22 protein-coding genes are annotated in these 25160 nt (G+C 42.7%); all 22 read right to left on the reverse strand.

The features are described from left to right. Window position 1: 1 nt before the first annotated feature. A complete protein-coding gene (locus tag ABXT60_RS09915) occupies window positions 2-754 on the reverse strand; it encodes a class I SAM-dependent methyltransferase (protein WP_443629991.1) in 753 nt (250 codons plus the stop codon). Continuing rightward, window positions 741-2123: an O-antigen polymerase gene (locus tag ABXT60_RS09920; RefSeq protein WP_443629992.1), complete on the reverse strand. Its 1383-nt coding sequence runs from the start codon at window positions 2121-2123 to the stop codon at window positions 741-743. The genes ABXT60_RS09915 and ABXT60_RS09920 overlap by 14 nt, the downstream gene beginning before the upstream one ends. Further along, window positions 2120-3112: a glycosyltransferase family A protein gene (locus tag ABXT60_RS09925; RefSeq protein WP_443629993.1), complete on the reverse strand. Its 993-nt coding sequence runs from the start codon at window positions 3110-3112 to the stop codon at window positions 2120-2122. Before ABXT60_RS09925 ends, ABXT60_RS09920 begins: the two co-directional genes overlap by 4 nt. Then, window positions 3102-4814, reverse strand: a complete 1713-nt coding sequence (locus tag ABXT60_RS09930; RefSeq protein ID WP_443629994.1) for a hypothetical protein — start codon at window positions 4812-4814, stop codon at window positions 3102-3104. Before ABXT60_RS09930 ends, ABXT60_RS09925 begins: the two co-directional genes overlap by 11 nt. 68 nt (window positions 4815-4882) lie before the next feature. Further along, a complete protein-coding gene (locus ABXT60_RS09935; protein ID WP_443629995.1) occupies window positions 4883-6622 on the reverse strand; it encodes an ABC transporter ATP-binding protein in 1740 nt (579 codons plus the stop codon). A 48-nt stretch (window positions 6623-6670) separates the two neighbouring features. Next, a complete protein-coding gene (locus tag ABXT60_RS09940) occupies window positions 6671-7858 on the reverse strand; it encodes a glycosyltransferase family 4 protein (protein WP_443629996.1) in 1188 nt (395 codons plus the stop codon). Beyond that, the gene (locus ABXT60_RS09945; RefSeq protein ID WP_443629997.1) at window positions 7855-8799 is read right to left on the reverse strand and encodes an NAD-dependent epimerase/dehydratase family protein; all 945 of its coding nucleotides are present in this window, start codon (window positions 8797-8799) and stop codon (window positions 7855-7857) included. Before ABXT60_RS09945 ends, ABXT60_RS09940 begins: the two co-directional genes overlap by 4 nt. Window positions 8800-8870: 71 nt before the next feature. Next, on the reverse strand, window positions 8871-9998 hold the full coding sequence (gmd, locus tag ABXT60_RS09950) for a GDP-mannose 4,6-dehydratase (protein WP_443629998.1): 1128 nt from the start codon (window positions 9996-9998) through the stop codon (window positions 8871-8873). Window positions 9999-10017: 19 nt separating this feature from the next. Beyond that, window positions 10018-10995: a GDP-L-fucose synthase family protein gene (locus ABXT60_RS09955; RefSeq protein WP_443629999.1), complete on the reverse strand. Its 978-nt coding sequence runs from the start codon at window positions 10993-10995 to the stop codon at window positions 10018-10020. Between the two features lie 42 nt (window positions 10996-11037). Continuing rightward, a complete protein-coding gene (locus ABXT60_RS09960) occupies window positions 11038-12216 on the reverse strand; it encodes a nucleotide sugar dehydrogenase (RefSeq protein ID WP_443630000.1) in 1179 nt (392 codons plus the stop codon). Window positions 12217-12448: 232 nt separating this feature from the next. Continuing rightward, window positions 12449-13861, reverse strand: coding sequence for a mannose-1-phosphate guanylyltransferase/mannose-6-phosphate isomerase (locus ABXT60_RS09965; RefSeq protein ID WP_443630001.1), 1413 nt, complete (start codon window positions 13859-13861; stop codon window positions 12449-12451). Next, entirely contained in the window at window positions 13858-14334 is a 477-nt protein-coding gene (locus tag ABXT60_RS09970) for a GDP-mannose mannosyl hydrolase (RefSeq protein ID WP_443630002.1), read from the reverse strand. Before ABXT60_RS09970 ends, ABXT60_RS09965 begins: the two co-directional genes overlap by 4 nt. 73 nt (window positions 14335-14407) lie before the next feature. After that, a complete protein-coding gene (ahcY, locus tag ABXT60_RS09975; protein WP_443630003.1) occupies window positions 14408-15787 on the reverse strand; it encodes an adenosylhomocysteinase in 1380 nt (459 codons plus the stop codon). 14 nt (window positions 15788-15801) lie between these two features. Continuing rightward, the gene (gene metK, locus ABXT60_RS09980) at window positions 15802-16956 is read right to left on the reverse strand and encodes a methionine adenosyltransferase (RefSeq protein WP_443630004.1); all 1155 of its coding nucleotides are present in this window, start codon (window positions 16954-16956) and stop codon (window positions 15802-15804) included. An 85-nt stretch (window positions 16957-17041) separates the two neighbouring features. After that, window positions 17042-18037 carry an adenosine kinase gene (locus ABXT60_RS09985; RefSeq protein ID WP_443630005.1) on the reverse strand — a complete coding sequence of 332 codons (996 nt, stop codon included), beginning with the start codon at window positions 18035-18037 and terminating at the stop codon, window positions 17042-17044. Window positions 18038-18154: 117 nt separating this feature from the next. After that, a complete protein-coding gene (locus ABXT60_RS09990) occupies window positions 18155-19051 on the reverse strand; it encodes a UTP--glucose-1-phosphate uridylyltransferase (RefSeq protein ID WP_443630006.1) in 897 nt (298 codons plus the stop codon). A 63-nt stretch (window positions 19052-19114) separates the two neighbouring features. Next, entirely contained in the window at window positions 19115-19429 is a 315-nt protein-coding gene (locus ABXT60_RS09995; RefSeq protein WP_443630007.1) for a MarR family EPS-associated transcriptional regulator, read from the reverse strand. A 170-nt stretch (window positions 19430-19599) separates the two neighbouring features. Then, the gene (gene rfaH, locus ABXT60_RS10000) at window positions 19600-20109 is read right to left on the reverse strand and encodes a transcription/translation regulatory transformer protein RfaH (protein WP_443630008.1); all 510 of its coding nucleotides are present in this window, start codon (window positions 20107-20109) and stop codon (window positions 19600-19602) included. Then, window positions 20106-21191: a hypothetical protein gene (locus ABXT60_RS10005; RefSeq protein ID WP_443630009.1), complete on the reverse strand. Its 1086-nt coding sequence runs from the start codon at window positions 21189-21191 to the stop codon at window positions 20106-20108. The genes rfaH and ABXT60_RS10005 overlap by 4 nt, the downstream gene beginning before the upstream one ends. A 247-nt stretch (window positions 21192-21438) precedes the next feature. Beyond that, on the reverse strand, window positions 21439-22059 hold the full coding sequence (locus ABXT60_RS10010; RefSeq protein ID WP_443630010.1) for an L-threonylcarbamoyladenylate synthase: 621 nt from the start codon (window positions 22057-22059) through the stop codon (window positions 21439-21441). Window positions 22060-22240: 181 nt separating this feature from the next. Further along, window positions 22241-23167, reverse strand: a complete 927-nt coding sequence (flgL, locus tag ABXT60_RS10015; RefSeq protein ID WP_443630011.1) for a flagellar hook-associated protein FlgL — start codon at window positions 23165-23167, stop codon at window positions 22241-22243. Between the two features lie 22 nt (window positions 23168-23189). After that, on the reverse strand, window positions 23190-25130 hold the full coding sequence (flgK, locus tag ABXT60_RS10020) for a flagellar hook-associated protein FlgK (RefSeq protein ID WP_443630012.1): 1941 nt from the start codon (window positions 25128-25130) through the stop codon (window positions 23190-23192). Window positions 25131-25160: the final 30 nt, after the last annotated feature.

Here is a 25160-nt window from a genome sequence, read left to right on the forward strand (position 1 = left end):
ATCAAATCTTACCTTTCAGTTGCTCTGCGTTACCTTGAGTACAAAATAAAACCCCTACCGTATAGACAAAAAAGGTTGTGGCGAATTTTGGTGAAATCATCAGCGCTAATTTTTTAATGATATATTTTATAGGTCCCCTCCATCGGCCGCTAACTAATGTTTCATAAATATATGAATGTTGAAAAACTTGGTATTTAATCACCTGCAGCTCCGAGCTTTTTATCAGTGCCAATATCGTATCCGGGTTATAAAAATTAATATGGCCAGCTTTATCTCCCCCTTTTATAGCTTTGGATACATTCCATGTATGCTCTAACGGCACTTCTATGTAGCATAACTGGGATACTCTGGAAAACTCTTTAAGGAAAAGCCTCTCATGCTCCACATGCTCTAACACATGCGCGGCGACACCGACGTCATAAATATCATCTTCAGCCTGAATATTATAACCGTCAAAAAGCTCTATTTTATTTAACTTTTCGATATTTTTGGATCGTATTTCATCTACTCCAGACTGAGATACTTCCATGGCAGAATATTCATCTGCGGTATTTAATTTTGAGAGACTGACTATCGTGCTCCCATCCCCTGCACCAATATCTACCAAAGTACTAAATTTTGGATTACTAAAAAAAGATACGAAGTGAGCTGCCGTAGCATCCGAGGTTATTTTCCTCTTAAAGCTTAGAGCACTTCCACCACCGTCTTTGTAGTAATCCCCATAAAGATGTTTGTATTTTTCACCTAATTCCATATCTGAACCTAAACCCTGACTTAAAAAACCAAATAAGACTATAAGCAACAAATACCGATGTCAAAATAGCTGTGGAAAACGCTACACATGCTAAAAGATTTCCCCTTAAAAGATAGTACTGAAGGCAAACAAATTCAGCATACGCTATGAGCTTGGCAAGATCGAATAGCGATAGACTATCCTCTAAGCGCAAAGCTCTATTATCAATATATCGATATAAAGTGCCGAGCAATAAAAATCCAATAATAATTCCAGGAATCGAGTAATCCAAATACAATTCAGCCACCAACGGTAATGAAATGTTATTGAAACTTAAGCCCGCTTGCTCGGCTAGTAAAAATCCGGTCCCAACTGGTTTTGTTACCCAAAAAGAGCGAGGAATAAAAAATAAAAATGCACCTAAAATTTGCTCCCCATACGTATGGACGTCTAATATAATTATGCGAGCGAAATTTTGAAACGCGTCAAAGTGTCCCGCAAAGTAGTATTCTAGATTTATCATAGTTGCAAAGCTTACATTATCATCCACACCGAACCATCGAAACAGGTCCATCAAAGGAAAAGCGAAGACCATTCCAAAGAAAACCGCCCCTATAAATCTACAATCTTTTTTACGATGCCAGCCTAACAACACGAAGAATAGTGGAACATACAGGGAAAATACAAGAAACCGAGGCATGCTTAGCGGTCCGACAAAAAACAGCATAAAAGCAAAGAGAAAGATGACCTTCAGAAAGCTAACGGATTTAGTCTTGACCATAATCAATAAAGTTAAAAATATGATGTTGAAAATGAGTGGTTTCCAGAAAAAAAACTCCATTATAAATACTGTTTCTATAAGTTCTGACATCCCTCTGAATTGCAGCGCTAGTATATTGTAGTTAAAACGTTGTAATAAATAGGCACATGGCACCACTAAAACTAACAGGCATATCATAAACGTATTTCGGGATAACGCCGAGGATTGAACTTTAACATTTGTCTTTTTTCTTGCTGGCCTATAAGGCATCTTGAGTTTTGACATGTAGCCAAGCTGGAACATAAACAAACTCAGTAAAACCATTATGGACGTTGCAATATAATACACCGTATCAATATCTTGGCCATTCCAGTAGATCACGCCCATCTTAAATTCTACCAGAGGGTATAACCCAAAAAATATTAAAGTGAACCCATAAAATGAATTTGCTAAATTAAACCGTGGGTTTTTCGAAATAAGTATGACTGCACTAATAATAATCGTGAGTTGCAAGAGCTCAAAAAATAAATTTGATCTAATACCCTCAACACTAACAGCAAAAGCTATGGTTAGCAGAAAATAAAGTAAGAAAAAAGCTCGAGAGCTTAATAGATCCACTATTACTTTCATAGTAAGCGAGCCAATCTGCGAGCTATATTTCGAAGTTTATCTTTTAAGTGACCCAAATAACTTCCATTCAATTTAAACAATGCTTTTGATACGCTCTCATAATAGGAGTCATCAACCGTAACGTTCGTTTGAGAAAAAATGGTTAGCGAGATACTGTCTGAAAAATGTTTCTTTTTCCTGAAATTATTTGCCCACCCTCTACCATTGGTACCCGTCTCATCATAACCACCGTTAATAACGAGCGAATTTCGCGGAAAACAGCATACTTTATCTAAACAAAATAACGTCCAGTACCAACGTACCCCCCACGATTCAACCTCACCGGCTTTTTCTGCCTCCAGCATGTCGGCAAATGGGTATACATTGTTTACGTTAAATCTAGCCCTTGTGTCTGAATTACTAGCCAGCTGCTCAATCCCTTTGCTAGAAGGATCGAAATGCTCCCAAGTATTTTCCCAAGTCCCCCAACCCCACGTTGAGATGCAAGGTAAAAACAATGGGCTATCATCGGACTGTTTGTCGATTTCTTTGTATGCGTACCCAGAAACTGAAAATACCCGCTCATTGTTTTCATAAAAATTCAGAGCATCATTCATGTAGCGTAAAAATTGCTTATGCAACAGGAGGTCATCCTCAATAACGATGACTTTTCCATACATTTTTATAATCTTAGTCACTCCACTAATAATTGACGTCGCAAGGCCCTTGTTGGCAGTTGCAAACTCATATACTGCGTTTACCCCTAGTATTCTTTTGGCGACCTCTCTTGCTTGCAAGACTTGGCCCATGTCTGCAGGATCCTTTGGGCCATCCCCCATAACAATAACCTGATGATTTTCGAAACTATCGCATGCAATAAGACTACTCAATGTCTTTTCTAAATGAAGAGGTCGGTTATAAATAAAAACAAGTATCGGAGCAAAACTTACCAAAGCATCACCTTTACTATTGTGATGGGACTTTAACCCTAAATCAATGCTAGCTACCATTTACAAAATCCGTTAGATAACTTCTCAGTGTGCCTTTTCTTATACTCGTACTAGGAGAATAAATATGCCCCATAAGCCTCTTAATCTCTTCACGAATAATCGGCAAATCATCTTCAGGGGACACTTTCTTAAGTTCGCTTGTATCAATTAGATCAAGGACTGAACTAGACCCGCTCACTATTAAACGATTGATCTTTTCTATATCAGTGAGACTAGTCGCTCTTTTATTACAATCTCGAGTCTGAGACCAACCTTTAAAGATAAGGTCCCCAGACCGAGAGAGAGCCTTTTTAGCTTTTTCACTTACAGACAAATAATCGTCCGACATAAAAACGCTCTCAGACATATCTATATGGCTGTATATTAACTCAGAGACTCTCCACCTAAAACCTCGCCGTATTCGCTCTGCATCAAAGGGTTGCTTCAGGTTCACATCTATTTGCTCTAAATATTCCAATATAGAAGAACCGGCGTAAGTAATACTGACTGGCTCTAAAACATCCTCATTTTGATAGGTGAGCACCGGCAAGCCTAGCATTGTCATTTCCCTTGCGGAGGTAGAAAAGGCGTTTAAGAATAAATTCGTTTCTTCCATAAGATCGTAAATAGAAATACTGTGAGATGGCCAATTGACTCTTACATTTTTGGGTATATTCAGTAATATCTTATTTAATTCGGTAGAATGTTTGGAGGTTACTTTAGTTACTTCCCTGGCTGCCCCTAATTCTCTTGGATGCGGTCTTATAATCATAAACAAGTCATCCCTGCTAGCCATAAACTTAAGGAGCACTTTCAACCATTCAATTTGAGAAGAGAATAAGGGTCGGGGCCCCTCAACATAAGCACCTATTGACTCTGCTGCTATTTTCTCGTCCAAACTCGACAACACCACCGTGACAACAGATAGATTTAAGGGAATATTAAATGTCTCTCGTAAATTAAAAGCACCCTTAGATGGCGACTTAGAATAACTTAACCAAGACCCCCCATTAATGATATCAATAAAATTGTCGGTCACGGTTGTCAGATCCTTCTTTGAACAAGGTATCTCAAAAAGATCTTCCTTCCATTTACTAATAATCGATCGGTAGTATGCAAACGTGTGGTCTTGCCCGACCATTAAATTTTTTAGTCTATTTTTTTGGTTTAATCCCGCATGGAGCCAATAAACTAGAATATTTGATTTATTGGCTAGCTCGCGACACGCCGAATTGACGGAATAAAGTCCGTTATACACTAGGAGGCGGTCTGGTTTTTCCTCAGCGATTACCTTCTCCATAACATAAAAGGTTTTAAGCACTGATTCAAAAGTTGACAGGTATTCGTTCCAAATCTCATCAGCTAGTTCATCAACGTCCATCAACTTATGCCTTAACACCAATTCATAAAGCGCTATTCGGCCTACTTTAACTTCATTAATAACACAAGATTTAAAGTTTTTTTGTGTTATGTTTGCCAGCTGGGTATTTATGCCACTGATCATTTTTTTATCTAGAAAAGAATTTAAATCAAAGCCCTCAAATCCAAATTTCTCTTTAATTACCAATGAGTTCTTTTTACAGAGTGTACATAATTTATTTTTCTTTGAATCAGGGCTGTCATATGCCAAATGACTGGAAATCATAGGTACACAGTTAGATACCAAAGCAGAACCACAGCCCACATAACAAATTTCATGTCCTTTTTGTTGTAACGCTTCCACGAAAAGCGATTCCGGAAATGCATGTTTCCATATTTGAGCATGGGGAGAAAAAACAAGAATTTTGATAGCTATAGCTCCTTAGCTTGAGGTATATTTTTATTGATCAACTGACCATTACTGAACTGAAATACATGATCACAGTTATCTAATGTTGATAGCCTATGTGCCACCATAATTATAGTTTTTTCGCGCGCCAATCGCGAAATCGATGCCATTACTTCCCTTTCCGTTTCTGAGTCTAATGCACTGGTGGCCTCATCAAAAACTAATACCTCAGGATTGTTATACAAGGCTCTTGCTAACCCAATTCTCTGGCGTTGGCCCCCTGAGAGTCGAACCCCGTTTTCGCCAATTATCGTTGACAATCCTTCAGGGAGAGCAGCAATAAACTCCGTTAATTGTGCGGCTTCCACCACAGTTTTAATTTGCTCTTGCTCTATTAACTCATCTGGAATGCCAAATGCGATATTATTGACGATGGATCCATCAATCAAGGTAATTTGTTGAGGGACATAACCAATTTTTTGCTGCCACTCTTTCCGATGGTTGTGGATATTTCTCCCATCAACAAGTACCTCGCCACAATTAGGCTCTATAAGTCCTAAAAGAATATTTATTGCAGTAGTCTTTCCAGAACCAGTCGAACCTATGAAGCCAACAGAATCACCTTTTTCTATGGAGAAAGACACCTCTTTAAGCTGCTTATCTTCGGATCCAGGATACATAAAATTTATATTTTTAAACTCGATACTGTTAGAGAACCGAAATTTTACTAAAGTTTTTAAAGCGGGTTCTTCTGAGAGCACACTTAAACTTTTCAGTTCACTATAAACAAGGTCAACAACGGGATGCGAATATCTCATGAAATTGACACTAGTCATTATTCGGTTAACTGATGGCAATAACCTAAAGGCCGCAAAGCCAAAAGTCCCTAGTGTCGGTATGATTGAAGTTAAAGAGTTACCGTTAGAATACATTATCAAGATAAAACTTATTAACGCCATTACAGCAATCAATTCCAACCATAGCCTCGGCAGCTGAAGTAACGTACGCTGTTTCTTTATTACATCTGCTCTGCCATAACAGCTCTCAGAAAAAGACTTTTGGAAATAAAGCTCCGTGCTACTCAACTTTATTTCCTTAACCAACGATAAACCCTCTAGAGCATAACGCTGGATCTTTTCCTCACTTATCTGTCGAATTTCACCCCAATTTTGCAGTCTATCTTTTAGCATAAAATACATAAGCGAGCATGGCGCAGCAAACAGCGCCGTTATTAACACTGTTGAACTGGAATCAATAAATAATAATGCACCGATTAATCCCATTACAATCCCAATTTCAATAATCAAATCAATTGCACGACAGACAAACTCCAAGAATTGCCCAACTTCAATCTTTAAATTTCTTAGCAGTTCAGCCCTGTTTTTTTGCGTATGAAATAAGTGTGACTCTTTTAAATAACCTAAGAGCATACGACTTGAAATTTCAGCTTCGAGCTCAGCAGAGAACTTGGAATGCCGCCATGCTAACAACGTCAAAAAAATAGTCTTTATCAGAAATAAGCTTCCAAGACTTACCATTAAAAAAACAGTGAAATTGAAATCTGCTGAGAATGTCATTTCTCTTATTATGGGTATGCTTTTTACAGGAAAAACGTAATCTGGAGAGGCTAACAAACTTAAAACCGGCAGTAACATACCTAGACCAAGCATTTCCAAAAAAACACCTATAAGGAGTAGAAATCCTAAACCTAGCGCTGCTAATCTTTGCTGTTCATTTAAGATTAAGTAGAGTTTTTTAATCATAGTTTTTTATCCTTTGGTAGAGCGCATGGGCGTGAATTTCTATTCCAATTAGAAATTTTGATTAGAATTACTTTCACCAACAGATGACTGTATTGTGCAGGCGAATCGCCGAGAGAACTCTCTGACTTTCTTATCATTATTAACAAATGATTTCGCTTGATGCTCTTCGACACCATTTAATTCGGTATTCAAAATCATATTCAGTGCGTTTGCCAAAGAACTTGGAGCCGTTTTATCGAAATAAGTCCCCTCGCCCCCAAGCTGCTCATAATGCACATCAAGATTAGATAGAACTATTCGTACGCCATATGCTTTCGCTTCTTCAACGGTTGTACTCCAACCCTCAAATAAGGAGGGATTTATTAGAGCTTCGCTACTAATCATTAGTGACAATACATCATCATATGGGACTTTCCCGAGGATATAAACTTGACTTTGAAGGCCGTACGACACCAAAACATGACAAAACTCATTGTAATATTCCAAACTTCTATGGTCGTGACATTCCCCAGTAAAAACCATATTTACCTTCACTCCCTTACCTCTCAATTCTACGAGAGCATCCAAAACTAAAAGGTGATTTTTATGGCGCCAAAATTGATTAGGAATAAAAAAGTAGCTATCAGGTAGTGAATAGTGCATCAGGCTTTCCCTAGCACACATAATTGTTTTCGGCTCTGGAGGACTAACAGCAAAAGGGATGCTCACGGTCTTCCCTATTGAGCGCCGATAAAATTTCTCACAATGCATTTTAGCATCTTGACTGCTAAGCATGACTTTGGTCGCTGCAAATATTTGCATACGGAAGCCAATTTCTCTTTTAAAAAATCCAAATGTAGTAAATAATTTGGTTAGAAATCGATGTTGTAAATCGGGTATCCATACAACCAAAGGAATCGGAAATCTCCATCCCAAATATTTAGTATTTGTGAATATAGAGTCGATGTTATACTTTTTGAATAATCTGCTAATTAAGTAATCGCGCCCTAATAAAATGGCCATAATCAGTCCGAATTTCGATATTAAACTATTAAGACTACTTGATTGAACAATCTCCAACTCTTTTATTGTTTTATAATAATCTAGTTCTTCTTTTGAAATTTTATTGGAACAGAATAATACAGGGTCAATCTTATCCCCTTGATACGTCTTAGTAACCGAAAGTAAATTGGCAACGTAGTGCTTGCCTCCAATCCAACGGTCTGTTCCTAAAACTATAAAAGCAACTCTAGTCAAAATTTAGACCTAGTTTCTTGGATATACCAGCCCACATAGTCAGCAATCCCCTCCGCAATTAGAATTTTCCCCTTACCGCTAATTTTATCTAGCTCGATTGGTTTTGCTATTAAACTTATCGGATTTCCCGGGCGAACATCACCATCAAAAGTTACACTAACTTTCTGACCATTTAATAACTGGAGGCTCTGACAAATTAGCTCAGCAACCTCTTTTACAGAATTTGGATGACCGGAAGCAACATTAACAACCGGCGCATCGGTGGTAGCGTAAAATGGGAGCTCAGCTAAAATCTTCACGAGATCTCTTACATCAATCCAATCTCTCATTTCATTTCCACTACCGCCTAGGACAATCTCTCCTTTTCCTTTGGCTCTTTCGCAAAGATCCCAAAATAATTGTTTTCTTAAACCAGCTCCATAAACTGAAAATATTCTTGGCATGATAACTTTTAAATCAAATTGTTGAGCATAACTACGGCATAAAACTTCAGTCATCAACTTGTGAGTGCCATAAATTGAAATTGGGCTTTCTGAGTCATCCTGAGAAATAGGCCTCTCATAATCCGACCCATACACTGCGGCACTTGAAATAACCACAATGGAAGCGTCAGCATTAGTTCTTGCAACCCACTCTAACAGCGCTGATGTAGAAACCACAGTATCTAGGAGTGCTTGTTGCGGATTTGATAAACTAGCTGCAACTGAGCTGCTGCCCGCGCAATGATATACAACATCCGGAACTCCCCAGCGACTTTCAAGCACATTAAGGTTATCAGAATTTATATCCCCTGGCAGCCACTCTGACATACCCCAATCATCCGGCCTTTCAAGACCCCAATCACCTCTACCTATACCGGCTATGGAGTTACCCTCTTTATTAGCCAAAGATAAATTACGGCCAATAAAGCCATACGCGCCGGTTATAAGTATTTTTTTCAATTAATAATTGGCCTTAGTGCGAGGTTAATTTAAACTAAGCTCTTTGTCAGGTATTTTGAAATACCTATTTTTTATTCGGATGCCACACTTATAGTGTAGCCGTTACTCTTTAATATATTATGCTTCCGCGCCTCATCCATGTCGCTTATCATCATTTCTTTACACATCTCTTTGACCGTAATTTCAGGCTTCCAACCTAGCACAGCCTCTGCCTTTGAAGGGTCCCCAAGTAATGACTCAACCTCGGTAGGGCGAAAGTACCTTGGGTCAACTCTGACAATAACATCTCCCTCTGCTATACCCGGGCAATCATCGCCAATTATGGACGAGACAACTGCTATTTCATCTAAACCTTCACCTTGAAAATCTAATACTAACCCGATGCATTCAGCTGCCATTTGTATAAAGTACTTCACGCTAAACTGAAGTCCGGTCGCGATGACAAAGTCGTCTGGCTGATTTTGTTGCAACATCAACCATTGCATACGAACATAATCCTTGGCATGCCCCCAATCCCTTAATGCCTGAAGATTACCCATAAATAGGCACTTCTCTGTGCCCTGCGAGATATTAGCCAATCCTCTAGTGATCTTTCGAGTAACGAAAGTCTCACCCCGTCGTGGGCTTTCATGATTGAATAAAATACCATTGCAAGCATACATCCCATATGCCTCTCGATAATTAACTGTAATCCAATATGCGTACATTTTTGCTACAGCATAAGGACTACGCGGATAGAATGGTGTTTTTTCAGTCTGTGGAGTCTCTTGAACTAGCCCATAAAGTTCAGAGGTAGAGGCCTGATAAAAGCGTGTCTTTTTCTCTAAATTTAAAATACGAATAGCCTCAAGGATTCGCAATGTTCCTAACGCATCAACATCAGCAGTATATTCCGGACTCTCAAAACTTACCGCTACATGACTCTGCGCGGCTAAGTGATATATTTCATCTGGTTGCGTTTCTTGAATAATACGGATCAAATTACTAGAGTCACTCATATCACCATAGTGCAGAATTAAGTCACTGTCCTCTATATGCTGATCCTGATAGATATGATCAATTCTTTGAGTATTAAAAGAGCTTGCTCTTCTTTTAATACCGTGGACCTCATAATTTTTTTCCAACAACAGTTCAGCAAGATACGAGCCATCCTGCCCAGTAATTCCAGTTATTAGCGCTACCTTTTTTGTGTCCGCCATTGAAAGTTTCCTAAATATGTTATGAACGTAGGTTAAGTAAATTCTGGAGAAAGTCGGCGTAGGCCAATTTTAGCCCCGCATCAAAATTTGTAGATGGTTTCCAGCCAGATTTTGTTAATTTAGTACAGTCTAATAGTTTCTGAGGCGGCCCATCGGGCTTTTCACTATTGAAACTAATCTCACCTTGGTATCCTACAATTAGGGCAATATTTTTTGCAACGTCAGATATACTGAAATCACTCCCATAGCCAACATTAAGAAGACTTCCCCTTTCGTTGACAGCCTGTCGATATTGCTCTCTTTCAAGACCCATTACATGGATCGAGGCAGAAGCCATATCATCCACATAGAGGAATTCTCTCCTTGGAGTACCACTACCCCAAACCTCAACCGACGGGGAATTTGATTCTTTCGCCTCATGAAATCGCCGAATTAGACCCGGAATAACATGGCTATTCGCTGGGTGATAATTATCTCCAGGCCCGTATAGGTTGGTCGGCATAACACAGCGAAAATCCACCGCATCATACTGACGATTATAGCTTTCACATAATTTTATGCCCGCTATTTTTGCTATCGAATAAGCTTCATTCGTCAGTTCTAATGGTCCACTTAGTAGTGAATCTTCGGTAATCGGCTGCTTAGCATACTTGGGATAAATGCAACTTGAACCAAGAAAAAGCAACCGTTTTACCCCGGCCCTCCATGACTCATGAATGATATTCGCTTCAATCATAAGGTTTTGATAAATAAAGTCTGCTGGGTAAGTATTATTTGCGTGAATCCCGCCAACTTTAGCAGCGGCTAGATATACTTGGTCAGGCTGCTCTCTTTCAAAAAAATCTTTTACCGCGGATTGATTAGTTAAATCAAGTTCACTCCGCGTTTTACTTAAAATGTTATTAGAACCAAGCTTTTCAAGCCCACGGATTAATGACGAACCCACCATGCCTCCAGAGCCTGCAACAAAAATTTTATTTTGATTTTTCATAGACATAAAGAATTATTCGCCCCAAAGACCCAAATTTAGTAATTATATCTAGTCAATACCGAAGATATCACGAGAGAAAACTTTAACTATTACATCCTCAATTTCTTGGTTCACCCTATTCGCAACAATAACATCTGATTGATGTTTGAAATCATCTATATTATTGACAACCTGGCATCCAAAAATCGCATCCGAATTAAGCGCTGGCTCATACACCACAACGTTAATTCCCATTCCTTTGATTCTCTTCATGACACCCTGAATCGCCGATGATCTAAAATTGTCACTACCCTCCTTCATAACTAGCCTGTAGAAACCGACAACCTTTGGGTTCATCTTTATAATTTCACTGGCAATAAAATCTTTGCGAGTGGTGTTGGATGATACAATAGCCTCAATCAATGTCTGGGGTACCTGAACATAATTCGCTAGTAGCTGTTTGGTATCTTTAGGAAGACAATATCCGCCATAACCAAAGGAGGGATTATTGTAACCATCGCCTATTCGCTCATCAAGACACACACCATTAATGATGCTTTTGGTGTCTAGCTCATGAGCTAGAGCGAATGAATCTAACTCATTAAAGAACGAAACTCTCATAGCCAGATAGGTATTGGCGAATAGCTTGACCGCCTCTGCCTCGGTAGATCTGATAAAGAGCGTATCGACATCTATCTTTTCAGCACCCTGCCTAAGTAATTCTGAAAATTTAATACCTGCTTTACAGTGACTTCCAACAATTATTCGTGAAGGAAAAAGGTTATCCTTAAGCGCTTGGCCTTCTCTTAAAAATTCAGGTGAGAAGATGATACGATCCGTCTCAAACTTTTCTTGCAGCGATTTCGTGTGGCCAACTGGAACAGTCGATCTAATGACCACAAGCCCTTCAATATTTAGCTTAAGTGCATCTTCAACCACAGTGTCCACTGAGCTAGTATCAAATCGGTTTGTCCCTGCGTCATAGTTAGTAGGTGTTGCAACAACAATAAAGCTAGCACCATCATAAGCGACCTGCTTGTCCAGAGTCGCCCTCAACGATAGCGCCTTTTTGGCTAAAAATAACTCGATCTCGGCATCAGCAACGGTGGATTGTTTATTATTAATCTTGTCGACTCTTGCTGTATCAATATCAAGCACCATTACATCATTATACTGAGCCAAAAGCACCGAAAGCGACATTCCTACGTATCCCGATCCAACCACTGTAATTTTTGTCTTTGTAGCCAAGATGATTAATCTCTTATATTGTTAGCATAAATGTTGATTAAGTTTATTTTTATAGACTTCGGAAGTCCCAACTGCCCTTTCTTTTTTATTTCTAGTATCTTATAAGGGCTCTTGTCGATCGCTAATTACTGCCATCAAGAGCATTGGTTTCGTCATGATTTAGCTTTACAGAATCCCTCTAGCCGCCCATTCACACAGCGTGTTCAAGCAACCTATGAGCACCCTCTCGCTATCACCTACTAGGAACACCGGCCCGCCCATAGTTATCTTCAAATCGGACAATATCATCCTCACCAAGGTAGCCTCCTGACTGCACCTCAATCAACTCAAGAAGCGTCTTACCTGGATTTTCTAGGGAGTGAATTGCACCAATTGGTATATAAGTAGATTCATTTTCAGATAGGATAAAAGTTTTTCCGCCATTCGTAACCTTTGCCTTACCAGATACAACCACCCAATGCTCGGCACGGTGATGATGCATCTGCACACTTAGCTTGGCGCCCGGTTTGACCGTAATCCGTTTAGCTTGATATCGCTCACCACTATCAATCAAGTCGTATTTACCCCAAGGTCGATAAACTTCTCGATGATGCTCCCATTCAGGTCTTGATTCGGCCTTTAACTGTTGAGCGACGACTTTTACATCCTGAACATTATCTTTGTGAGCCACAATCAACACATCTTTTGTTGACACAATCACTAGGTCATCCACACCAATTGCGGCAACTAACTTTTCATCAGTTCTTATATAGGAATTATGTGCTTCATAAAGCATCACATCGCCGTACGTAGCGTTGCCATTGGCGTCTTTTTCACTAATATCCCACAAGGATGACCACGACCCTATGTCGCTCCAACCCGCATCCATGGGAACAACAACCGCGTCATCTGTTTTTTCCATAACAGCATAGTCAATAGAGTCACTCGGGCATAAATCGAAGGCCAGTTCATTGACTCTCAAAAAAACATTATCTTTAGAGGTGCCTTCCATTGATAACTGACAAGCCTCATAAATATCTGGGCGATGTTTTTTAAGCTCTTCTAGGTAACGGCTAGCCTTAAATAGGAACATACCACTGTTCCAGAAGTAATTCCCTGACTCAAGGTACTCTTTTGCGACTTCAACGGAGGGTTTTTCGACAAACGCATCGACAACAAAACCAGGATCCTTAGATTCACCCTTCTTTATATAACCATAACCTGTATTTGGCTCATGGGCTACGATGCCAAAGGTGACGAGCTTTCCAGCTTCTGCTAAGGGGATTGCACTCATTACCGCCTTGGTGAAGGCAACTTCATCTTGAATTACATGATCAGCCGCCAGAACTAGTAGTAAAGGATCCTCACCCTCTGTCGATGAAAGTGCCGCAAGTGCAATTGCCGGCGCAGTATTACGGCCCACTGGCTCTAAAATAATGGACCCAAGGCGATCAATCTGACGAAGCTGTTCTGCCACAAAGAAGCGGTGCTCCTCATTACATATTGTGACTGAGGACTGGAGATCCAAACCATCAAGGCGCTTAAACGTAGCCTGCAACATGGTGTCCTCACCATGAAGGGCTAAAAATTGCTTGGGGTGTGCGGCTCTAGATAATGGCCACAGGCGTGTACCTGAACCACCCGCTATAACGACAGCTTTAATCATTTATATTGCCCCATTCTATTTACTAACCAACCCGCATAGTTGCGCATATAAGGGTGAAAATTTTCATCGTTATATACCACTGTCAGGTCAAACCAGTTAAATTCACCGTGCTGATCATCTAAAATCATTCGAAGCTCAGATTTAAACTCTGCATAGTGGGGCAGGTTCACATAATGAGTTGATGTGTTTTGATCAAGGACACTATTGCTATAAAAATGATCCCAAATACCCATTAAAGAAAAATCCTCTACCGCGATGCCACTTAAGCCTAATTCCACTTCAGCAATCCTAAGCAATGCGTCCTGCCAGGTTTCATTTTTATGGATTCGTCCGCCCGGGGTAAACCACCTTCCTTTTAACGGCTCATTACTTCGCTTACCGAGGAGGATTTGACTATTACAGATCAAGCACAGGTCGATAGAGACTAAAGGTGTATTTTCTAGAACGGTCTTGAAGGTTCGCGCATCTAACATTGGGTTATTTTCCTAGCTTTCAATAATAGCCTTTATCGAAATTTTACTTCGCTACGCAGCTCATCAAAAAAACCTAATACTTATAGCTTTCTGACTTAAACGGGCCATCAAATGGCACGTTGATGTAGTCTGCTTGAGTGGTAGTGAGTTTGGTCATTACGCCACCAAAACCTGCCACCATGTCTGCGGCCACTTCTTCGTCTAGCTTTTTAGGCAAGATTCTTAGCCACAAACTGGCTTGCTTCTCAGCTTCGCTTAGGTCTGCGAACTTAGCTTCCCATAGGTGCATTTGGGCTAGCACTTGGTTGGCGAAAGAGCCATCCATGATGCGTGAAGGGTGGCCTGTTGCGTTACCCAGGTTCACTAAGCGGCCTTCAGACAGTAGCAGCACAAAGTCGCTTTTGTTCTGGTCTGCAGCACGGTATACCTTGTGTACCTGAGGCTTTACTTCTTCAAACTTCCAAGTCTTGCGCATAAATGCAGTGTCGATCTCGTTGTCAAAGTGACCAATGTTACATACCACAGCGCCATTTTTAATGGTCTTTAGCATGTTCTCGTCACACACGTTGGTGTTGCCAGTGGTAGTGACGATGATGTCAGTGGTGCCCATTAATAGCGTATTGATACAGTTGATGTCGCCAGTGTTCACACCGTCTAGGTAAGGTGACACCACTTCAAAGCCGTCCATGCAGGCTTGCATAGCACAAATAGGGTCTATTTCGGTGATCTTAACGATCATACCTTCTTGACGTAAAGAAGCTGCAGAGCCCTTACCCACGTCGCCATAACCAACCACTAGGGCTTTTTTACCTGCTAGTAAATGGTCTGTAGCGCGTTTGATGGCATCATTTAAAGAGTGACGACAGCCGTACTTGTTGTCGTTTTTAGATTTAGTCACTGCATCATTGACGTTAATAGCGGGTACTTTAAGAGTGCCGGCTTCTAGCATTTCTTGTAAGCGGTGAACGCCAGTAGTGGTTTCTTCAGAGATACCGTGACAGTTGGCCAATATTTCAGGGAACTGATCATGCAGCATGGTGGTTAGATCGCCACCATCGTCTAGGACCATGTTAGCGCCCCAGTCTTTGCCATTTTGCACGATGGTTTGTTCGATACACCACTGGGCTTCTTGTTCTGTTTCACCTTTCCAAGCAAATACAGGAATGCCAGCGGCAGCAATAGCTGCTGCGGCGTGGTCTTGAGTGGAGAAAATGTTGCAAGAGGACCAGCGTACTTGCGCCCCTAAATCAACCAAAGTTTCAATCAGCACGGCTGTTTGAATAGTCATGTGAATACAGCCCATGACCTTAGCATTGGATAAGGGCTTTTGTGCGGCGTATTTAGTGCGCAGCGCCATAAGGGCCGGCATTTCAGTTTCGGCGATGTCGATTTCCATACGGCCAAATGCGGCTAAAGAGATATCGGCAACTTTATAATCGGTGAAGTCGGTCATGGGTGTGGTCTCGGTTATAGGGCTTTGCGGAGCAGGTTGGCTTTGTCAGTTTTTTCCCAAGTGAAGTCTGAGAGTTCGCGGCCAAAGTGGCCGTAGGCGGCTGTTTGTTGATAAATTGGGCGCTTTAGGTCTAGCATTTTAATTAGACCTGCTGGGGTCAGGTTAAAGTGCTCTCTCACCAAGTTGGTGATTTCATGTTCTGGCAGCTTTCCTGTGCCAAAGGTATTGATCGAAATAGAGGTGGGTTCACTTACGCCTATGGCATAAGATATTTGTATTTCACAGCGGTCGGCTAGGCCTGCAGCCACTATATTTTTAGCCACGTAACGGCCTGCATAGGCCGCACTGCGGTCTACCTTGGAGGGGTCTTTGCCCGAGAAAGCACCACCGCCGTGACGGGCCATACCACCATAAGTATCTACGATGATTTTTCGGCCAGTTAGGCCGCAATCACCTACTGGGCCACCAATAACGAAGTTGCCTGTTGGGTTGATGTGGAACTTAGTATTACTATCAATCCACTTAGCGGGCAGTACCGGCTTAATAATTTCTTCTAACACGGCTTCGCGTAACTCACTCAAACTAACCGATGGGTCATGTTGGGTTGACAATACCACTGCATCTACGCCCACAGGCATGTCATTTTCGTAACGTAAGGTGAGCTGGCTTTTAGCGTCTGGGCGAAGCCAAGGCAATGTTCCGTTTTTTCTTAATTGAGCTTGGCGCTCTACTAGGCGATGGGAGTAGTAAATGGGTGCGGGCATCAACACATCTGTTTCGTTACTGGCATAACCAAACATTAAGCCTTGGTCGCCTGCGCCTAAGTCTTTACCCTCTGTTTCATCTACGCCCATGGCGATGTCGCTAGACTGTTTGCCTATGGCGTTAATAATGGCACAAGAGGCACCATCAAAACCCACATCGGAACTGTTGTAACCGATGTCTAAGATCACTTTACGGATTATTTCTTCTAGATCTACATAGGTAGACGTTCTTACTTCGCCTGCCACGATGGCCATGCCGGTTTTTACCATAGTTTCTACGGCTATGCGCGACTCTGGATCATCTTTTAACATGGCATCAACAACTGCGTCTGAGATTTGGTCGGCTAGTTTGTCTGGGTGGCCTTCAGAGACTGACTCTGAGGTGAATAGTGAGTAGTTTGACATGCTGTTACCTTTTTGGATTGCCGCGCTTTGCTCGCAATGACGGGGCTTTGGATTTCCGCGCTGCGCTCGCAATGACGTGAGGGGGTTAGATATTGAACTGGGCTTTTATTCTGTCGTATTCGATGCTGGTAACTCTTGGGCCAAATTGGCTTACCACACGCGCCGCAGCGGCGTTAGCAAAACCTAAGGCCCATTCGTAGTCTTGGCCACTGGTAATGGCATATAAAAATGCACCGGCAAACATATCGCCAGCACCATTGGTATCCACTGCTTCGGTGGTCACTCCTGGAACGCTAGCAACTTGAGCTCCATCAAAGGCCGTTGCCCCATTTTCGCCCTGGGTGATGACGAATGTTTTGGCGATGCTCTTAAGGCCCTCTATGGCGTCTTCTAAGGTGTTACTATGGGTGTAACTCAGGGCTTCGTCTTGATTGCAAAATAATAGATCCACACCAGGGCCAATCACTTTGGCGATGTTTTGAGCAAACACCTGAACGACAAATGGGTCTGATAAGCTAATGGAAGTTTTTACGCCATTTTTCCTAGCAAATTCCATGGCCTCTTGCGCCACGTGGGTGCGCGCGTCATCGGTCACTAGGTAACCTTCCATGTACAGCCATTGGGAGGCCGCAAGCTCTTGCTTTTCAACTTCGTCGTGGGTGAGGTCTAAGCTGGCACCAAGAAAGGTGTTCATAGTGCGTTCGGCGTCTGGTGTAACCATCACCAAGCACTTACCCGTGATGCCTTGTTTGGGCTTAATACGATGAAAGGTGACGCCTGCTGCGTTTAGATCTTTAACAAAAAAACCACCGTCTTCATCTGACGCCACTTTGCCGGCATAAAAAGCATCTGCACCAAAGCTGCTTGCAGCCACGATGCTATTACACGCAGAGCCACCACAGGCTTTTTTAACGTGAGTCGTTTGTTCGCGCAGGGCCTTGATCAGGTAATCTTGCCTCTCTTCATCTACCAGCGTCATCAACCCCTTGCCAACGCCATGTTCAGCAAGAAAGTCGTCTGTGACTACGATTTCCGTATCCACCAAGGCTGCACCGATACCAAATATGTCGTACTTTTTCATGGAGCTTCCAAAATTTTTTAAATAGTTTACGTTAGGGCGTTAGGGCTAGCATTTATTATAACCGCTTATGGCGACTGAGATGTCTATCAAACAAACGATAATAACCATTATCAGACACTACCAACCGTTCTTTTCAATCAGCGCTTTGATAGACAACTTGGTCAGGGGGTCACGCATGCCCACCGCTAAGTTCGCACTTAAAAACCCTCGTTTATGACCACAGTCAAAGATGCCTGCGTCGGTCTCAAAGGCGTTTAGTCCATCAAGTTTAAGCAGCTCATCCAGTGCGTCTGTGAGCTGTATTTCGCCGCCGACACCGGCAACGGTGGTTTCAAGCAGGCCTAACACTGCAGATGGAAGAATGTATCGGCCCAGCACCGCTAAATTGGACGGTGCATCCTTCGGGGAAGGTTTCTCTACCAAGCCTTTTATTGGCACACTTTTAAAAGGTTCACTTAGCTGTGTGCCCAAGTCTGCTACGCCGTAATTTTCAATGGCCTCTGAATCAACGCGCTCCACCATGATTTGGCCTATGCCAGTGTCATTCCAGGCGTCTACCATGGATGAAAAGCTGTGGTTCTTTTCTCGCGACGCTTGATCAAGCACCAAAACATCGGGCAGCAGCACTGCAAAGGGCTCATCATTTAACAAGTGCTTTGCACAAAGCACGGCATGGCCTAGGCCTAGGGCATCGCTTTGGCGAATGGAGGTCACCTTTACCCCTGCAGGGATGATGTTTTTAACGGTGCCTAAAATAGTCTCTTTGCCCTTTTTTTCTAACCGGTGCTCTAGCTCATAGTGGGCATCAAAATGGTTTTCAATGGCCTCTTTACCACTGCGGGTGACTAGAATGATTTCTGTAATGCCTGCTGCAATCGCCTCTTTCACCACGTGCTCGATGATAGGCCGGTCATAGACCGGTAATAATTCTTTGGGGATCGCTTTAGTGGCAGGCAACATTCGCGTGCCAAGGCCTGCTACCGGGATCACTGCTTTTTTGATTTTCTGTATCATTCTTTACCCTTGGCTACCTGCATACACTGGTCTATTTTAAAGTAGAGCTCAGGCATCTTCAATTTATTGCACGTCGCGCTTAAGCTGCTTTATTTCTTGGGTGATTTTCTCATGCTCGGCAATTTTTCGCTTTAGAAAGCTCGCCGTTAATCTGGTTTTTTCTTCTATGCCTTTGGGCGTTAATAGGTAGAGGTAGCTCATTTTATGGGCGCTACGTTTAAAATTACCTGCCTTGACCAAGCCCTTAGTCATTAATGCCTGCACACAGTAATTGATTTTTCCAACGCTCACACCCAATTCTTGAGCCAGTTGCCGCTGGGATATGTGCGGGTTAGACTCGATGTGTTTGAGTATTTTTAAATGAATTTCTGTGGGCATGATCCTGCTTGGTGGTGAGTAACGCGTAAAAAACTGCACCTAATAAGGCATAAGTGGCAGAGACGCTACCGCCCTACCCGGTCACTTATGGCATTTGCAAATAGGTGTTCAACTGTTGAACACTAGTAAAACATTAACACAATGTGCCGTGGAATGACTTCCAAAGCAGATTAAGCGATTTTTTGTATTTGGGTATTGGCCAGTGATGTAGGCGCTTGCTGGTGTAATAAATTAATCAGCACGATGGCTCTTTGCTGGCCATCGGTGTGGCTATAAACTGCTTGCAAGCCTTTAAAGGGGCCTTCTATAATGTTGATCTTGTCACCTGCTTGGGGCACGTTTTCTGCCTTACAGGCTAAACCATCGCTTTCACGCTGCTTAAGCTGCTGTATCAATGATTCTGGTATGGTAATAGGCGCTGCCCCAAAGCCTACGATTTTACTCACGCCTCGGCTTGAGCGAATACTGGTATAACTTAAGCCGTTTAATTCTGGCTGGGCGTTGATAAACAAATACCCTGAAAACAAAGGCTCTTCCACCTGGATGCGTTTACCACGGCTGAGCTTTTCTACTTGTATAAGTGGGCAATAGCACTGGGCCTTTTGGCGCTCTAAGTTTTCTAGAGCGCGCATTTCCTGCCTTGGCTTTACTTGTAGTAACAGCCAGTTAGATGCGCTCATGGGGCATCAGCCTGTTTTAAGTTTTTGGCAGTAACGCTCCACCCGCGGCGCTTTACCCAATAAATGTAGCCTAAAGTGACTAGTACAAACACACTGGCGCTAGCAGCAGGCCAAATGAGCTGCATCAAACCACCAAGGGCTACCAACAGCAATGAAATAATAAGCATAACCAACAGGGTTTTGCGCGGGCCCAAGCCTAGGTCTTGTAGCATGTGATGGAAGTGGGATCGGTCTGGATGGAAGGGCGATCGCCCGGCTTTTAGGCGCTTAATAATAACTATAAAGGTATCAATCACCGGCAATGCCACACACCAAAGCACACTAATGGGCTCCATGGCTTTATCTAAACCAGAGGGGCCTCCTTGACTGAGCTCAATGAGCACCCATGCCAAAATAAAGCCAAGAAACATACTGCCGGCATCACCAAGAAATATTTTACGCTTGCTGATAATAGCCAGGTTGGTAAGCAAATAGGGCACAAGGGCCACTGCCATCAGCAATAAAAAATCAAATAAGCGGTAGTTGCCACTCACACTCTCAAACACAAACACACCGAGTATAGCGACCAGCACCAGGGACCCTGCAAGGCCATCAATGCCATCACTCATGTTAGTTGCGTTGACTAAACCAATAACACCAAACACAGTAAAGGGAATGCCCCACTGGCCTAAATGGATTTCCCCCATACCCAATAGATCACCTAGAGACTCTACATAAATACCAGTGCCTTTTATCATGATTAAGCATGCAATGGCCTGTATTAGGATTCGCACCCAAACGCCCAGCTGCTTTAAATCATCAACTAGGCCTGCCACCAGGATAAGAGATGCTGAAACTAAAAGGTAAAAAAGCTTATCATGGATAGGGTAAGCCGCAAGAATGGCAACAAGAATGCCGACATAGACCGACAGGCCACCAATGAGAGGAATATTACCAACGTGCTGTTTTCTGCCGGTAGGAATATCAACAAGATTGAAGTATATCGCAATTGGGCGCAGCACTTTTATCGCTAAAAAAGCGCTGACCAGCGCAATTAGGTTGGCTTGCCAAAGTTCCGTAGTCACTAACATATCAATTAACACTAGTATCTATACTTGGTTTGGGATCAGTATACGTTGAATTATCTAGGAATTTTTCCTAGTTTTGATTTTAAGGGGCAATTATGAATGAAATGAATAATTGAGTCTGTGGGTATTAATACCCATTTATACCTATTTTTATACCTATTCTATGTCGCTGACGCTACTCAAACCCCTTAAATTGGCAGTTGGCGAAAGATTGTGAAAATAAACTAAGATTTAAATTAACCGTAAAATCGGAAAAAAAATACTAAATAAAGGCACTAGTATCGCCCATGCCCTGGCGCAGCACTTCCACCTCACCGTCCACTAAGCTCACCAGTGAGGTCACTTCCATACCGCAGTAGCCACCGTCTATGACTAGGTCTAGGCTGTGCTCGAGGGTTTGACGGATATCGTAGGGGTCTGTTAGCGGAAACGTTTCATTAGGCAGAATCAATGAACTGCTGAGCATTGGCTCACCAAGTTCTTTGAGAATAGCTAAAGCGATGACATTGTTGGGCACCCGCAGACCAATGGTTTTCTTTTTCGGATGTAAGAGCTTTTTAGGGACTTCTTTGCTGGCTTTTAAAATAAAGGTGTAGGCCCCAGGGGTGTGAGATTTTAATATTCTATACGCTTCATTATCTACTTTGGCATAGGTGGCAATTTGGCTTAGGTCTTCACACACTAAGGTAAGGTGGTGTTTTTCATCTAATTGGCGCAGTTGTTTAATGCGGTCTACTGCTTTTTTATCGCCTATATGACACGCAATGGCGTAGGCGCAATCTGTGGGGTACACCACTACGCCGCCTTGTTGAATAATTTCGGCGGCTTGCTTAATTAGGCGAGGTTGGGGAGATTCTGTATGAATTTGAAAGAATTGGCTCATGGGTTGTTTTTTGTTGGCATTCTATTTTATGTTGGCGGTTGTCATTGTAGGCGTTAAACATCTGTTTGAATATGGCTGTGCATGTTTGGATTGATTTTACGTCACTTCAACAGGTGTTGGGGTAGCACTTAAGCTAGGTTTAGGTTTTCAGCTAGGCTTTAACTGGAGGCTTTTAAACACCCTATTTGATGTAATTAAACAAGCTAAGGCTACTCAATTGAGCAAAGGTTTGCTGCCCTGCCTGTAACGCCAGTGACTGATTCTTTAGTCGTGATGCAGCCTCTACATAATCTAAATCTTCCATACTAGATTGCAGTGTTTTGTAGGTGTAGTCTCTGTCTTCGGTGGCGTTGGTTAGGGTTTCAACCCGGTTCATACGCGAGCCAATGGCCGATTGCTGAATCACAACATGCTCATGCACACTCGACACTTTATCTAAATTATCTTTAATGGCGCTGGTGTCGTTATTCATAAGCGCTTGGTGCATAGCCTCTAAGGTAGCAAACAATTCTACACTGCTGCTAACACCAGAGACTGGGTCTAAATGTTGCACACTACCAAACACATCTGAACCTGGCAGACCTATTTGCATACTGCGGCCTTCATCCACCATCACCTGTTGGTAGTCTGGCGTACCTGTGTAGCTAACCACACCCAATGCAGATTGTGCAAACGGTGCTTGGTCTTGGTTGTAGCCAGAAAACAAAAAGGCGCCATCCGTGTCGCGCATATTGCCTAGGTCTACTAGTGAGCTAATAAGCCCTTTAATTTCTATGGCGATATTCTTCCGGTCTGCAGCACTGTAAGTGCCGTTGGCCCCTTGAATGCTGAGTTCTTTAATACTTGAGACGATGCCTACAGCGCCACTCACAGAGGCTTCTTGCATTTTTAGGGTGTCGCCTATGCGGCCCAAGTTAGTAAGGTAACGCTGGTTAACACTGATTTGTGATTTTAGGTTGTTAAGCGACGCCGCCAAGGCTGGATCATCTGATGGGCGTAGCCGCTTTTTGCCCGAAGACAGCTGTGCTTGGGTCTCAAACACCTTGGATTGCTGCTCTGCCATTTGTTTGGTGGCTTGGTTATAAAAGCCGGTTTGCGTTACGCGCATGGTGTGTCCTTAAAATACGGCACTATCGAATGTCCAATATCGTGTCAAACAGCTTGTTAGCTGTGCTAATGATCTGGGCAGAAGCCTGGTAGGCTTGCTGGAACCTAAGTAGGTTAGCGGCTTCTTCATCCAAACTTACGGCAGAGGTTTCATCTCGTTTTGCTTGTGCTTGGTCTACAATTATTTGTTGCGCATCGCGGCCAACGGCCGACTGCACTAAACTGCTGCCTAAGTGACTGATGGTGTCTGTATACACTTGTGTGAAATCGCCACCACCATTAAAAATGTCTTTATTGCCTTGAAGGCTGATGAGGCTAAGCAAGTTGCGGTTATCACCGGCTTGATAGGTATTATTACCCCGCACAGTAAACGAATCGTTAGCCTCTATTGTGCCATTAAAAGACACTTTCCAACCATTGTGTTCTATGGTGCTTCCTGGGGTATAGGTTCCGCTGGCAATGGTACTGCTTGTGGCAACATCCTTTAAAATATATGCAGTCGCATCTGCAGCAAATTCAATATCAATGTTTTGGCGCAACGCTTCGCGTCTGTCTGGGGCACCAATAGCAGTATTGGCTGCGGTTGCTACAGGCTTGCTATAACCCTCAAGCACCATGCGGGTGGCACTGGTATTAACGCTGGTGCGCGATACAGATACAGGGGCTCCCGAAGCAATATGAGTGTGGTTTGTTACTAACGCTTGTAGGGCATCAATGGGCCGCTTATTAGACGTTAAACTAAACGAGTCCCCGTCTTGGGGCACGCCAGAAAGGGTGACTTTAACACCCGCTAAAGTGAGCTCTGAGGTGCCCGTGACAAATTGTGCAGCATCTGCGGCGTCCGCTAAGGTATAGAGACCAGTGCTACTGGAATAGCTTAGGTTCATGGCGAGTTTATCTATCGTTGCATTAGGCACGGCGCTTAAAGTCACTGCCGCGGTGCCTGTATTAGTGCCCGGGGTCACGGCATAAATATTAGCTAAGGAAAATAAATCACCACCAAACTGGCCTTGTGCATCAATACCTAAAGTGTGGGCCGCATTAACTTCACCCACAAATACTTGAACCAAGGCATCTAACTCATTTCTTAGGGACGTTAGCGCATGGCCTCTAAATTCTGCAATACCAGCAATACTGCCACCCACCGGTTGGTTTAATGCCTGTGAACTATTACCCACAGTAGCCATTAACACCGCCTCTTCAGGGTTAGTGGCGCTACGGGCAATGGTGACCCTGTTACTTTTATTGCCCTGAACAAGGTATTGGCCAGACGGCACGTCACCCATATGAACATCTACCGAACCGTTGGCCCGCTCTACTGCAACAACTCGCATTAACTTAGACATGTCTTGAATTAACGTGTCTCTAAGGTCTAGCAGCTGGTTGGGCTGTTTATTAATGTTGGAGGCTTTGTTTAATGAAGAATTAATGTTGGCAAGTTGGCTAGCAAATTGATTTAACTGGCTCACTTTAGCTTGGATATCGTTATAAGAAGTCTGTTCTATACGGACTAATTGTGCGCCTACAGTATTGAACTGGGATGCCGTAGTTTGTGCAAGGTTAAGCATGTTTTGGCGCGCAGACCCAGAGGAAGGTGAAACGCTCACCTCTTGCACCGCGGCGAAGAACCCATCCACAGAACTAGACAAGCTGAGCTGTTGGTCGGCCAGTAGGTTTTCTAACTGAGTAGTATAGTCTAACGTCGTTTGATGTTTTGACAGTTGTGACTGGCTGCTTCTTAGGTTTTCTGCAACAAAGCTATCGTAGCTGCGTTGCACACGCACTGCAGTTACACCATTACCTATATTTAAACCCCCTTCGTTTACCGAGGTTTTATCTGCTATGTCTAACCGTTGGCGGCTGTAGCCATCGGTATCTACATTGGCAATGTTATTACCCACAGTCGCTAAAGCACGCTGATAAGTGCGTACTCCAGAGATACCTGTTGATAATAAATCGGCCATTATTTAACTCCGCTTTCTAGTGTTATTGTG

The sequence above is a fragment of the Candidatus Njordibacter sp. Uisw_056 genome, assembly GCF_047730085.1.
Lineage (GTDB): Bacteria > Pseudomonadota > Gammaproteobacteria > Pseudomonadales > Balneatricaceae > Njordibacter.